Origin of the sequence: uncultured Tateyamaria sp. (assembly GCF_947503465.1) — a bacterium.
In the GTDB taxonomy this organism is placed as follows: Bacteria; Pseudomonadota; Alphaproteobacteria; order Rhodobacterales; family Rhodobacteraceae; genus Tateyamaria.
The window spans coordinates 1,034,109-1,046,660 of the sequence record NZ_CANNDN010000001.1 but is presented as its reverse complement, the minus strand read 5'-3'; the positions used below and the strand labels follow the sequence as shown (position 1 = coordinate 1,046,660).

The window sequence follows — 12,552 nt, the reverse complement described above, 5'->3', positions numbered from 1 at the left end:
TCGCGGATGGCGGACCAGTCTCAGGCCGCGTCGGCAAACCGCGCGGCCATGCTGTCGAAAATACCGGCACGGGTGCGTGCATCTTCCATCAGCACCTCGTGTTCGCCGTGCTGGATCAGGTGCAGGTGCCCGTCTTCCCAGCTGTCCATGCGCGCCTGGATGCGGCCCACATGCACAATGCGTTCATTGGTGCCCAGGAAGGTGTCGCAGGGCAGGTTGGGGGCAGGCATCCGCGACAGGGCCAGGGTTTCGTCCAGCGCCTCGCGCAACCAGACAAAGCTGGGACCGCCAAGCGCCAGATCGGAATGCGCGGTCAACTGGTCGCGCATCATGTCATACATCTCGGCATCCGTGGTCAGCAGATTGTCCTCGAACGGGGCGGTCAGCACATAGCTGTCGATCATCGTGCCGGGGGGCAGGCGGTGGCCCTGTCCCAGGGCCGGCATCATCCGTCCCAGCGCCCATGCCACGGGGCGCAGATGGGCGGAAATGCGGATACCCCACATCGGCCCGGTAAAGGCGGCCGCCGACACCGGCAGCCCCTCGTACAGGGCCCGCAACCCGATACAGCCGCCCATGGAATGGCCCAGCAGGAAATAGGGCTCGGGCAGGGCAAGCGCGCGGGCCGCCTCAAGCGCGGCCTGCACATCCAGCTGGTAGTCCATGAACTGCGCGACATGTCCCATGCGCGGATCGTCAAGCAACCGGTCGGCTAGGCCCTGGCCCCGCCAGTCGACGGCCAGCGTGGCAAAGCCGCGCGCCGCCAGATCACCGGCGGCAGACGCGTATTTTTCGATGTATTCGGTGCGCCCGGGAAACAGCAGAACCGTCCCCCTGGCGCCGTCAGGCTGCCACACACCCAGCCGAATGCGCACAGCGTCCGCCGTGGTCGCCCAATAGGCGGCACCGTCCAGCGGCGCGGGGTACACATCCGTGAAAAGAGGGGCAGCCGACAGGGTCATCAGGCCAGGACAGAGGCCAGTTTCATCGCCATGCCCATGTCGCCATCGACCTTGAGCTTGCCGGTCATGAACGCGGCGGTGGGATTGGTGTCCCCCTCGAGGATCGACCGGAACGTGTCGGCATCCGCCGACAGGGTCACATCGGCAGGTTCATCCCCGGCACGTGCGCCCGAGGCGTCCATCATGATCGCGCCTTCCCCTTCGATGTCGAACTTGGCGGTTCCGTCGAAATCCGCGCTTGCCAGCTTCTGGTTCAGCACGGCCACGGCTTCGGTCACTGTGTCACTCATCTTTGATGCCCTTTTTGGTCAGTGGTTGGGTGCGCTGTCTGGATTTCACGGCCCGCCCTGTTACATTGACACTTATGGGCACTCACACGCGTAAACTCTACCCTGTCGTCACGGCACTTTTTCTGACAGTAGGGAATTCCTTACCCGCAGTCGCGCAATCCTCGCTTGACGAGATGCTCGACGCGCTGCGCGGCGCCGAACCGGCCGAAGCCACACGCCTCACGCGCGAGATCGAGCGGGAGTGGGCGCAATCGGGCTCGACCGCGCTGGACATGCTGTTGCGCAGGGGCCGCAAGGCGCTGGAGGAAGAGCAGCCGGACATCGCGATCGAGCATTTCAGCGCCCTGATCGACCATGCGCCGGAGTTTGCCGAAGGCTGGCACGCCCGTGCCACCGCCTTCTACATGAAGGACCTCTATGGCCCCGCGCTCAGCGATCTTGAGCGTGCGCTGGCGCTGAACCCCGACAATTACAACGCCATCTTCGGCCTGGGCATCATGTTCCAGGAATTTGGCGACACCGTCCGCGCGGAACAGGCCTTTCAAAAGGTTCTCGACTTGCATCCCAACCACGAAAACGCCACCAAGGCGCTAGAGCAGCTGAAAGCCCAGGGCATCGGCCGTACGCTCTGATTATCGGGGGACAGCCCATGTCGGGCGACGCGCGGGTGGTGGCCGTTCTCGGCCCCACCAACACAGGCAAGACCACCTATGCCATCGACCGGATGCTGGGCCACCGCACAGGCGTGATCGGCCTGCCGCTGCGCCTGCTTGCGCGCGAGGTCTATGACCGCATCGTCGCGCTGCGCGGCCCGTCCGTGGTGGCGCTGGTCACGGGCGAGGAACGGATTGTCCCGCCCCGCACGCAATACTGGGTCTGCACGGTCGAGGCGATGCCCGAAGGCATGGGCTGTGATTTCCTGGCCATCGACGAAATCCAGCTCTGCGCCGATCCCGAACGCGGCCACGTCTTTACCGACCGCCTGCTGCGGGCGCGCGGCCTGCATGAAACCCTGTTTCTGGGCGCCGACACGATGCGCGGCCCGATCTCGGCCCTTGTGCCGGGCGTGCAGTACATGCGTCGCGACCGGATGAGCCAGCTGGTCTACTCCGGCCAGAAGAAAATCAGCCGCATGCGCCCCCGGTCGGCCATCGTGGGCTTTTCGGTCGACAACGTCTATGCCATCGCCGAACTGATCCGCCGCCAAAAGGGCGGGGCGGCCGTGGTCATGGGCGCGCTGTCGCCCCGCACGCGCAACGCGCAGGTGGACATGTACCAGAATGGCGAGGTGGACTTCCTTGTCGCCACCGACGCCATCGGCATGGGGCTGAACCTCGACATCGACCACGTGGCGTTCTCCTCGCTCTCCAAGTTCGACGGACGGCGCATGCGCCCGCTGGCGCCCAACGAACTGGCCCAGATCGCAGGCCGCGCGGGCCGGGGGCAAAAGGACGGCACGTTTGGCGTGACCGGCGACGTGCGCCCGCTGGACGAGGGCACGGCGCAGGCCATCATGGACCACCGGTTCACGCCCATCCAGAAACTGAAATGGCGCAACCACGCGCTGCAGTTTGGCACCATCGACGCCCTGATCCGCAGCCTCGAGGCCGCCCCGAACAGCGATGTTCTGGTCAAGGCGCGCGAGGCCGATGACCTGCAGGCGCTCAAGTCGCTGGCCCAAAGCGCCGAGGTCACGGCCCGCTGCACCGACGCGCCCTCGGTCCGCCTGCTCTGGGATGTGTGCCGCGTGCCCGACTTCCGCGGCATCAGCCATCAGGAACATTCGAACCTGCTGGACGTTATCTTCCGCTACCTGCACGAACGGGGCAGCATCCCGAACGACTGGATGGCGCGCCAGATCAAGCGCATCGACCGGTCGGACGGGGACATCGACGCCATCTCGAAACGGCTGGCGTTTATCCGCACATGGACTTACGTCGCACAGCGTAAGGGGTGGGTGGACGAGATAGACCATTGGCGGAACGAGACACGCCATGTAGAAGACCGCTTGTCAGACGCGTTGCACGCGAAACTGACGCAAAGATTTGTAGACCGGCGCACCTCTGTCTTGTTGCGCCGGCTAGGCCAGAAGGAGGCCATGGTGGCCGAAGTAAATGACAATGGTGAAGTGACTGTCGAAGGCGAGTTCGTCGGCAAGTTGGACGGGTTCCGGTTTTCCCAGGACAAGGGGACGGGCGCGGCCGAGGCCAAGACGATCAAGACCGCCGCATTGCAGGCGCTTGCCCCGCATTTCCACCTTCGGGCTGACCGCTTCTATAACGCGCCCGACACCGAACTGGATTTCACCGAACAGGGCGGCCTCATGTGGGGCAGCTCGGCGGTGGGCAAGCTGGTGGGGGGGCAGGATGCGCTGAAACCGCAGGTCGAGGTGTTCGTGGACGATGTCGCAGGGCCCGAGGTTGCGCAAAAGGTGCAACGCCGCCTGCAACACTTCATCGATCGCAAGGTCGCCGCCCTGTTCGAACCGCTGATGGCGATGCAACGGGACGACGCGCTGTCGGGCCTTGCCAAGGGGTTCGCCTTCCAGATGGTCGAAGCGATGGGCGTGCTGCCCCGCGCAACCGTCGCGGATGACGTCAAGGCGCTGGATCAGGACGCGCGCGGGCTTCTGCGCAAGCACGGCATCCGGTTTGGCCAGTTCACGATCTTCATGCCGCTGCTGCTGAAACCCGCGCCCACGCGGCTGCGGCTGGTGCTGTGGTCGCTGGCCAATGGCCTGTCGGAATTCCCCGAATCCCCGCCCCCCGGGCTGGTGACCGTGCCCGCCATGACAAATGCGCCGCAGGGCACCGACACCATGTCCGGCTACCGCAACGCAGGCGACCGGGCGATCCGCATCGACATGCTGGAACGGCTGGCCGACATGCTGCGGGCCGAAGATTCGCGTGGCGGGTTCGAGGCCAAGGCCGACATGCTGTCGATCACCGGCATGACGCTGGAACAGTTCGCCACCCTGATGCAGGGTCTGGGCTACAAGGCCGAGAAGGGCGAGCGCGAAAAGGTCAAGGCCGTGGATGCGGCCCTCGACGCCAAGCCCGAGGCGGACACGCCGGTCATGGATGCAGGCGACACGGCGCCGGTCACGCCCGAAGGGGACGCCGCAGCGCCCGCCGATGTGCCCGCAGGCACCGAAGACATCGCGGATGTGGGCCAAGCGCCCCTCATCGAGGAAGCGGCGGAAACGCCCGAAGTGGCGCCTGAGGTGCCCCTGAATTCCGAAACGGAGATTGACCCCGGCACAGCCCCCGACGCGGGCACGGCCGAGACCGAGATGGAAGTGTTCTATACCTTCACCTGGGGGCGCAGTGCCGGTGGCAACCGGCGGCCCAACCAGGGCGGCAAGCCGCGTGGCAAGGGCGGACCCAAAGGCAAACCCAAGGGCAAGGGCGGTCCACGCCGCGATGGCGGCACCAAGCCGCAGAACTTCTCGGCCCGCCCGCCGAAGAAGGAAAAGGCGATCGACCCCGACAATCCATTTGCCGCAGCCCTCATGGGGTTGAAGGACGACAAGTAAGTGGCGGAAGACGCAGGCAAACTACGGCTCGACAAGTGGCTGTGGTTCGCCCGTTTCTTCAAGACGCGCTCGCTCGCGGCAGCGCGCGTTGCGGCAGGCGATGTGCGCGTGAACGGCGACCGGGTCACGAAACGTGCCACCACGATCACGGCGGGCGACGTCCTGACCTTTTCACAAGGTCGTGTGGTCCGCATCATCGAGGTCGTGGCCATCGGGCATCGCCGGGGACCGGCTCCCGAAGCGCAGGCGCTTTATACGGATATGTCCCCGCCACCACCGCCCAGGGAAACGCCCGTTCCGGAAAACCCCCGGTTCGAGGGAAAAGGCCGCCCCAGCAAAAAGGACCGCCGTCAGGGCGATCTGTCACGCGCACGACATCTTGAATGATCGCGGCCCGTCATTTACTCAGGCCCCGACCGCAAAGATGAGACAGCCCGCATGACCTATATCGTCAACGATGCCTGCATTGCCTGCAAATACACCGACTGCGTCGAAGTCTGCCCTGTGGACTGCTTTTACGAAGGCGAGAACATGCTGGTGATCCACCCGGACGAATGCATCGATTGCGGCGTGTGTGAACCCGAATGCCCCGCGGATGCCATCCGCCCGGACACGGAACCGGACATGGAAAAATGGGTCGAGTTCAATCGGAAATATTCCGAGATGTGGCCGGTCATCATCACCAAGAAGGATCCGCTGCCCACCGCCGAGGAGATGGACGGCAAGCCGGGCAAGATGGAGCTGTTCTCGGAAAATGCGGGCGAGGGCGGGTAAGGTCGAATCGGGTCCGCACCCGTTCCTGTACGCATAATCGAGACGATTTGGCTTGGAAAAACAGGGGTTTCCGGAACTTTCCTTTAGGTAAACTTCCGAATCCCTGATTTTTGTGCTATATTTATGTAACAACAGACAGATGGACGCTGCCCGGACCCGTCGCACCACTGACCGGTCTGAATGAAATCTTGACCTGAACCGCACCAAGACGTGGCATCACCTGCCCCGCCTGATGCGGTTTTGACTGTCAAAAATGGGCGCGCCCTGCGTCGTTATGAGGATCAGGAATGACAAAATCTAAGAAACTCGACTTCCGCCCCAACGAATATGTGGTCTATCCCGCCCATGGCGTGGGCCAGATCACGTCGGTGGAAAAGCAGGAAGTGGCCGGCATTGAGCTGGAACTGTTCGTCATCACGTTTGAAAAGGACAAGATGACCCTGCGTGTGCCCACCAATAAGGCGACCGAGATCGGGATGCGGGCACTCTCCAGCCCCGATGTCATCAGCCAGGCGATGAAGACCCTCAAGGGCAAGGCCAAGGTCAAGAAGGCGATGTGGTCCCGCCGGGCGCAGGAATACGAGCAAAAGATCAATTCGGGCGACCTGATCGCGATTGCAGAGGTCGTCCGCGACCTGCACCGCACCGATGATCAGCGCGAACAAAGCTATTCCGAGCGTCAGCTTTATGAAGCGGCCCTGGAACGCCTGACCCGTGAAGTGGCCGCCGTGTCCGGCGGGGACGAGATTGCCGCCGCCAAAGAGGTGGACGACGTGCTCAGCAGCCGGATTGCTGCTTAAAATCCGGTTAACGAAAATCGCAAGTCGTTGAAACCAAACGTGTCCCCGCGGGGACACGTTTCTTTTTTCAGCCCCAGGTGGTCAGCGTCAGCAGCACGGCCACTTCGCTCAGCACGCAGGTCGCGCCCAGAATATCCCCGGTCTGCCCGCCGATCCTGGCCCGTGCGACCGCTCCGATCAGCAGCGCCACACCACCTGCGACAAGCGCCGCGACCAGCCCCGCCGCGCCTGCCAGGACCACGGCCCCGATCCCCCCGATCAGCACCGCCATGATCACCTCACCCAATCCCGGCGCGCCCACGCCATGGGACAGGCCACCGCTGCGCGCATGTGGCAGGGCCAGCATCAGCGGCGGCATGGCCGCGCGGCTCAGCATCAGCGCGGCGATGATGCCCGTCCAGTGCACCTCGGCAAGGCCCACCCAGCGCAGGCCCATCACGACGATCAGCGCGAGCACGCCATAGGCGCCGATGCGACTGTCCTTCATGATCTCCAGCCGCTGGTTGCGGTCGTGGCCGCCCCAAAGCCCATCCGCGCTGTCGGCCAGCCCGTCCTCATGCAGGGCCCCGGTCAGCAGCAAGAGCGCGCCCAGAAGCAGGCCCGCGACGGCGATGTCCGGCAGGCCCGCGCCGCTGAAGAGGAAATCAAGGCACGACAGGATAATCCCCAGCACCGCACCGACAATCGGATAGGCCCAGACCGCGCGGGCCCCGTTGGCAAAGGCATGATCGGGCAGCGCGGGCAGGGGCAGGCGCGTCAGCAGCACACATGCGGCCGGAATGTCCCAGAGCCGCCCCGGTGGGCTGATGTCGTTATCTTTCTGCGCCATGTCCGGTCCTGACTTGCGGGTGCGTCACGATTGGGTAAAGACCGATGCACCAACAGGCAAGGACAAGACCCATGAGCTTCGACAGTTTGGATGCGCTGCGCGCCCGTCTGGCAGGGATGCCGGACCCCGATCAGGCCGCCCTTGAGGGCGCTGCCGCGCGGAACGGGCAGTTGACCAAACCGCCCGGCGCCCTGGGGCGGCTCGAAGACCTGGCGCAATGGTATGCGGGCTGGCGTGGCACGCCGCGGCCCGACCTGGACGCGCCGCAAGTCATTGTGTTTGCGGGCAACCACGGTGTCGCGGCGCGGGGCGTGTCCGCCTTTCCGCCCGAAGTGACGGTGCAGATGGTGGCGAATTTCGAACAGGGTGGGGCGGCGATCAACCAGTTGGCCAGGACCTTTGGCGCCCGCATGGATGTGGTGCCGTTGGACCTGGATCAGCCGACCGCGGATTTCACCAAGGGCCCGGCCATGACGGAAGGTGAGGTCGTCGCGGCCCTGCGCGCCGGCTGGGATGCCGTTGACCCCGGCGCGGACCTGTTGGTCGTGGGCGAGATGGGGATTGGCAACACCACGTCTGCCGCCGCGATTGCCGCGCGCCTTTTTGGGGGCGATGCGGCGGACTGGACCGGGCGCGGCACCGGGGTCGGGGCCGCGGCGCTGGCCCTGAAAACGCAGGTGGTGGCCGACGCGGTGGCGCTGCATGGGGTGGCGACGGACGGGCTGGACGTCCTGATGCGTCTGGGGGGGCGCGAGTTGGCGGGGATGGCCGGCGCCATCGCCCGGGCGCGCAGCCTGCGGATCCCCGTGATCATGGACGGGTTCATTTGCACGGCCGCTGCGGCCTGTCTGGCGCGCACGCAGGACGGTGCGCTGGACCACGTGGTGGCCGGACATCAAAGTGCCGAAGGTGCGCATGGGCGGATGCTCGACGCGCTTGGCAAGGAACCGCTCCTGTCGCTGGGACTGCGGCTGGGCGAGGGCTCGGGTGCGGCGTTGGCGATTGGTGTCCTCAAAGGCGCGATCGCGTGCCATTCGGGCATGGCGACCTTTGCCGAGGCGGGCGTGTCGGACGGGTGAGGGGCGGCAGGTGCCCTGTTTTGCGCATGCGCGCAAAAGGCGCCCACCCACCGACCCCGAGACGGTTTTCGCTTCGGGCTCACCCAGGCAAAGCCATTGCCCCTGTCTCTTGAAGATCAAGCGAAGGCGGCTCCGAGGCAAAGAGATTGCGACCGCGCAGGCGGGCGCAATCGGTGGCAAGGACTGCTTTTGCCTGCAAAAGCTGTCAGCCACACCGTGGAGCATCTGGGCGCAGGCCAGGCACGACCGCGCAGGCGGGCGCAATCGGTGGCAAGGACTGCTTTTGCGTGCAAAAGCTGTCGGCCACACCGTGGAGCATCCGGGCGCAAGCCGTGCACGACCGCGCAGGCGGGCGCAATCGGTGGCAAGGACTGCTTTTGCATGCAAAAGCTGTCAGCCACACCGTGGAGCATCCGGGCGTGATCCTGCCACGGCACACACGCCGACGGCGCAAGTTCAGGCCCGTTTGGGTTCGTCCTGTCGTTCGGACAGCGCCGCCTCCAACGACTTTTCCAGTGTCTTGGCACGTTCCACATAGGCGTCGTTCTTCGAGGCCGGGATATTGGGATCCCAGACTTCGGCCAGTTGCCGCACCGCGTCGCGGTCATGGGCGTAGAACACCCGTTCGGCCTCGGCCGCTTCGTAATCCGTGAGGCCCAGCCGTTCCAGCGCATAGCGCCCGGCGCGCAGGGAGCTGTCGAACATCTCGCGGACGATATCGTCGGCCCCCGCCTGGTAGAGCCTGTAGGTGTGCACCCGGTCATAGGCGCGGGCGATGATGTGAATGTCGGGCCGGGTCTTGCGCGCATAGGCGACAAGGCGCGTGGCGGCATCCTTGTTGTCCAGCGCCACCACCAGAACCCGCGCCGTGTCGAGGCCTGCGGCGTGCAGGATGTCGGGGCGGCTGGGATCGCCCAGGAACCCCTTGAACCCGAAGCGGCGCATCAGCGCGATCGTTTCCATGTCATGGTCCAGCACCACGGTGTTGAAGCCGGAGCCCTGCAAGAGCCGGTTCACGATCTGCCCGAACCGTCCGATCCCGGCGATGATGACAGGGCCGTCTTCGTCGATTTCATCTGCTTCGACCTCGATCCCGGCATCGCCCATGCGGCGCGACTGCAATTCGTAGAGGATGAAGAGAAGCGGGGTAATCAGCATCGTGAGCGCAACCACCAGCAGCAGGGTTTCCGCCACGTCCTGCGGGATGACACCCTGACCGACCGAGAAGGCGACAAGGACAAAGCCGAACTCGCCCGCCTGGGCAAGGCCGAGCGTAAAGAGCCAGCTGTCGCGGCCCTTGATCTTGAACGTCACGGCAAGACAGTAGAGCACGATGCCCTTGATCCCGATCACCAGCAACGCCATCGACACGAGGGCGGGCCAGTCTTCGAACAGCAGATCAAAGTTGATCCCCGCGCCCACCGTGATGAAGAAAAGGCCAAGCAGCAGGCCCTTGAACGGTTCGAGGTCCGATTCCAGTTCGTGCCGGAATTCGGAGCTGGCCAGCACCACGCCCGCAAGGAACGCGCCAAGGGCCGGCGACAGGCCCACCAGCATCATCAGAAAGCTGATCGACACCACGATCAGCAGGGCAAGCGCGGTATACATCTCGCGCAGGTGGGCGGCATGGATGAAGCGGAAGACGGGGCGCGTCAGGAACACGCCTGCCAGAATGACCGCACCGACTGCGCCGATGGTCACAAGCGTGACGCCCCATGCGGGCAGGCCGTCAACCAGGCTCATCGCGGCGCCGTGGTGGCCGTGATCGCCGCCATGATCGCCCCCATGGGCGCGGATGATGGATCCGTCGGCGCCGATCTGCATGGGCAGCGTCACAACCAGCAAGGGCAGGAAGGCGAGGATCGGGATCACGGCGATGTCCTGCGTCAGCAGGACCGAGAACACGGATCGCCCGCCGCTGGTCTGCATCAACCCCTTTTCAGACAGGGTTTGCAGGACGATCGCGGTCGAGGACAGCGCCAGCGTCAGGCCGATGGCAAGGGCCACGCCCCAGGGTTGATCATAGGCCATCGCCACGCCCATCAGCGCCAGCGCCGACAGCAGCACCTGCATGCCGCCCAGCCCAAGCAGCTTGTGCCGCATGTCCCAGAGCGCCCTGGGTTCGAGTTCAAGACCGATCAGGAACAGCATCATCACCACCCCAAACTCGGCAAAGTGTTGCAGATCCTCGGTTTCGGCCCCGACAAGGCCCAGCACGGGACCGATGGCAATGCCCGCAGCAAGGTAGCCCAGGACCGATCCCAGCCCGAGCCGTGCCGCCAGCGGCACCGCGATGACAGCGGCGGCGAGGTAGATCGAGGCTTGGTACAGGAAGCTTTCCATGGGGGGACCTTTTGCGGGAGTGGTCTTGGGCCTCAGGATGCCTGAGCCCGGAGGAATTACAAGGCGACGTGGCCCCGCAGCGTGGGATAAACCGGAATGATGTCAGCGATGTGCGCGATTGCCGTTCATGTCGGCAAGGGCCCGTCGCGTTTCAGCTGATCCATGACGATCTGGCTTTGGACCCGCGCCACGGCGGGGTGGGGCAGCAGCACCTCGTGGATCAGTGTGTTGAGGGCCGACAGGTCGGCGCAGTAGACCCGCAGCAGGTAATCGGCATCCCCTGTCATGGTCCAGGCGCTGGTCACTTCGGGTTGCGAGTGGATCAGCCGAGCAAAGCTGTTGGCGTGTTCGGGGCCATGCACGGACAGGTGCACCTGCACGAACCCCTGCACCGTCAGCCCCAGCTTTTTGGCATCCAGCCGGGCGATGTAGCTTTCGATGTATCCGTCGGCCTCGAGCCGTTGACGGCGGCGCCCCACCTGGCTGGGCGACAGGTGCAGCATATCGCTGAGGTCCTGCGCTGTCAGGTGGGCGTTCTTTTGCAGCGCAGAGAGGAGGCGGATGTCGAGGGAATCGAGCATGTGCGGCGGTTTCCTGGAATTTTGCGAAACTGTGCGGGAAGTCCGCATGAATTGGAAGGTATGTGCTGAATTTTGCGCAGTCACCGCGCGGATCAGGCCCCATATCAGGTGCAACCCCGTCTCAAGGAGGATGTCCCATGGGCCCGTTCCCGCACAGCGCACCGAAATCTGTCATCACCGCCGACAATCCGGCAGGCACGGACGGGTTTGAATTCGTCGAGTTCGCGCATCCCGAGCCGGAGGAATTGCGCGCGCTCTTTGCGCGCATGGGCTATCAGAAGGTGGCGCGGCACAAGACCAAGGATATCGAGCTGTGGCAGCAGGGGGACGTCACCTATGTCCTGAATGCCGAGGCGGGCAGTTTCGGGGCGCGGTTCGCCGATGCACACGGGCCCTGTGCGCCGTCCATGGGATGGCGCGTCGTGGATGCGGACCACGCGTTCGAGCGGGCGGTGCAGTTGGGGGCCAAGCCCTATGAGGGCGATGGCAAGGTGCTGGATGTGCCCGCGATCTACGGGATCGGGGGCAGCCTGATCTACTTTGTGGATCAGTATTACGACACCTCGCCCTATAACGATGAATACGACTGGCTGGCCCAGTCAAAGCCGCGCGGCGTCGGGTTCTTCTACCTCGATCACCTGACGCATAATGTGCACAAGGGGAACATGGACACGTGGTTCCGGTTCTATGGCGATCTGTTCAACTTTCGCGAAATCCGGTTCTTTGACATCGCGGGCAAGTTTACGGGGCTGTTCAGCCGCGCGTTGACGTCGCCCTGTGGCCGTATCCGCATTCCGATCAACGAGGACCGGGGCGAGACGGGGCAGATCGTGGCGTATCTGAAGAAGTACAATGGCGAGGGCATCCAGCACATCGCGGTGGGGTCTGATGACCTCTATGACAGTACGGATGCGATTGCGGACAATGGGCTGAAATTCATGCCGGGCCCGCCGGACACCTATTATGACCTGTCGAAAGAGCGGGTTGCGGGCCATGACGAGCCCATTGACCGGATGAAGCGCCACGGCATCCTGATTGATGGCGAAGGCGTTGTGGATGGGGGCGAGACCAAGATCCTGTTGCAGATCTTCTCGAAAACCGTGATCGGGCCGATTTTCTTCGAGTTCATACAGCGCAAGGGCGATGACGGGTTTGGCGAGGGGAATTTCAAGGCGCTGTTCGAGAGCATCGAACAGGAGCAGATCAACAGTGGGGAATTGGCGGCGGAGTGATTTTGTCGTCGTGGTGAGATGGGCGTGGTGAGATGGGCGTGGTGAGATGGGCGTGGTGGTGCGCAGTGAATGCGCACCCTACGGAGTGATGCGCGGGGGGGCGTAGGGTGCGCATTTATTGCGCACC

The 12,552-nt window shown here is 64.4% G+C and carries 12 protein-coding genes; 7 read left to right on the top strand and 5 right to left on the bottom strand.

All coding sequences use genetic code 11. From position 1 onward, the window contains the following. Positions 1–20 precede the first annotated feature (20 nt). Both Q0844_RS05355 and Q0844_RS05350 read right to left on the bottom strand, forming a co-directional pair. Positions 21–962, bottom strand: coding sequence for an alpha/beta hydrolase (locus Q0844_RS05355; protein ID WP_299042848.1), 942 nt, complete (start codon positions 960–962; stop codon positions 21–23). Further along, positions 962–1,252 (bottom strand): SCP2 sterol-binding domain-containing protein, encoded by a 291-nt coding sequence (locus tag Q0844_RS05350; RefSeq protein WP_299042846.1) that lies wholly within the window; start codon positions 1,250–1,252, stop codon positions 962–964. Before Q0844_RS05350 ends, Q0844_RS05355 begins: the two co-directional genes overlap by 1 nt. A gap of 74 nt (positions 1,253–1,326) precedes the next feature. Here Q0844_RS05350 and Q0844_RS05345 point away from each other — a divergent pair, with 74 nt between their 5' ends. The 5 genes from Q0844_RS05345 to Q0844_RS05325 all read left to right on the top strand — a co-directional run bounded on the left by Q0844_RS05345 (position 1,327) and on the right by Q0844_RS05325 (position 6,361). Next, positions 1,327–1,884 carry a tetratricopeptide repeat protein gene (locus Q0844_RS05345; RefSeq protein WP_299042845.1) on the top strand — a complete coding sequence of 186 codons (558 nt, stop codon included), beginning with the start codon at positions 1,327–1,329 and terminating at the stop codon, positions 1,882–1,884. 17 nt (positions 1,885–1,901) lie between these two features. Then, positions 1,902–4,787 carry a helicase-related protein gene (locus tag Q0844_RS05340; RefSeq protein ID WP_299042844.1) on the top strand — a complete coding sequence of 962 codons (2,886 nt, stop codon included), beginning with the start codon at positions 1,902–1,904 and terminating at the stop codon, positions 4,785–4,787. Then, entirely contained in the window at positions 4,788–5,174 is a 387-nt protein-coding gene (locus Q0844_RS05335) for an RNA-binding S4 domain-containing protein (protein WP_299042843.1), read from the top strand. It abuts the gene before it with no gap. Between the two features lie 51 nt (positions 5,175–5,225). After that, positions 5,226–5,561 (top strand): ferredoxin FdxA, encoded by a 336-nt coding sequence (fdxA, locus tag Q0844_RS05330; RefSeq protein ID WP_299042841.1) that lies wholly within the window; start codon positions 5,226–5,228, stop codon positions 5,559–5,561. Between the two features lie 287 nt (positions 5,562–5,848). Then, positions 5,849–6,361, top strand: a complete 513-nt coding sequence (locus tag Q0844_RS05325; protein ID WP_299042839.1) for a CarD family transcriptional regulator — start codon at positions 5,849–5,851, stop codon at positions 6,359–6,361. 67 nt (positions 6,362–6,428) lie between these two features. Here the strand turns inward: Q0844_RS05325 and cobS are convergent, their stop codons facing one another. Then, entirely contained in the window at positions 6,429–7,190 is a 762-nt protein-coding gene (gene cobS / locus Q0844_RS05320; protein WP_299042837.1) for an adenosylcobinamide-GDP ribazoletransferase, read from the bottom strand. A 71-nt stretch (positions 7,191–7,261) separates the two neighbouring features. Here cobS and cobT point away from each other — a divergent pair, with 71 nt between their 5' ends. Next, a complete protein-coding gene (cobT, locus tag Q0844_RS05315) occupies positions 7,262–8,269 on the top strand; it encodes a nicotinate-nucleotide--dimethylbenzimidazole phosphoribosyltransferase (RefSeq protein ID WP_299042835.1) in 1,008 nt (335 codons plus the stop codon). A gap of 456 nt (positions 8,270–8,725) precedes the next feature. On the opposite strand, the gene Q0844_RS05310 is transcribed toward cobT, so the two are convergent. Further along, positions 8,726–10,612, bottom strand: a complete 1,887-nt coding sequence (locus Q0844_RS05310; protein WP_299042833.1) for a cation:proton antiporter — start codon at positions 10,610–10,612, stop codon at positions 8,726–8,728. 125 nt (positions 10,613–10,737) lie between these two features. Next, positions 10,738–11,193: an Lrp/AsnC family transcriptional regulator gene (locus Q0844_RS05305; protein ID WP_299042831.1), complete on the bottom strand. Its 456-nt coding sequence runs from the start codon at positions 11,191–11,193 to the stop codon at positions 10,738–10,740. Positions 11,194–11,330: 137 nt separating this feature from the next. On the opposite strand from Q0844_RS05305, the gene hppD reads away from it, so the two are divergent. Then, positions 11,331–12,425 (top strand): 4-hydroxyphenylpyruvate dioxygenase, encoded by a 1,095-nt coding sequence (gene hppD, locus Q0844_RS05300; RefSeq protein WP_299042829.1) that lies wholly within the window; start codon positions 11,331–11,333, stop codon positions 12,423–12,425. Positions 12,426–12,552 lie beyond the last annotated feature (127 nt).

Bases quoted from the DNA above. Each gene is read 5' to 3' on its own strand.
- fdxA (WP_299042841.1), top strand. From the start codon at position 5,226: ATGACCTATATCGTCAACGATGCCTGCATTGCCTGCAAATACACCGAC.
- Q0844_RS05310 (WP_299042833.1), bottom strand. From the start codon at position 10,612: ATGGAAAGCTTCCTGTACCAAGCCTCGATCTACCTCGCCGCCGCTGTC.
- cobT (WP_299042835.1), top strand. From the start codon at position 7,262: ATGAGCTTCGACAGTTTGGATGCGCTGCGCGCCCGTCTGGCAGGGATG.
- Q0844_RS05350 (WP_299042846.1), bottom strand. From the start codon at position 1,252: ATGAGTGACACAGTGACCGAAGCCGTGGCCGTGCTGAACCAGAAGCTG.
- cobS (WP_299042837.1), bottom strand. From the start codon at position 7,190: ATGGCGCAGAAAGATAACGACATCAGCCCACCGGGGCGGCTCTGGGAC.
- Q0844_RS05345 (WP_299042845.1), top strand. From the start codon at position 1,327: ATGGGCACTCACACGCGTAAACTCTACCCTGTCGTCACGGCACTTTTT.
- Q0844_RS05355 (WP_299042848.1), bottom strand. From the start codon at position 962: ATGACCCTGTCGGCTGCCCCTCTTTTCACGGATGTGTACCCCGCGCCG.
- hppD (WP_299042829.1), top strand. From the start codon at position 11,331: ATGGGCCCGTTCCCGCACAGCGCACCGAAATCTGTCATCACCGCCGAC.
- Q0844_RS05305 (WP_299042831.1), bottom strand. From the start codon at position 11,193: ATGCTCGATTCCCTCGACATCCGCCTCCTCTCTGCGCTGCAAAAGAAC.
- Q0844_RS05325 (WP_299042839.1), top strand. From the start codon at position 5,849: ATGACAAAATCTAAGAAACTCGACTTCCGCCCCAACGAATATGTGGTC.
- Q0844_RS05340 (WP_299042844.1), top strand. From the start codon at position 1,902: ATGTCGGGCGACGCGCGGGTGGTGGCCGTTCTCGGCCCCACCAACACA.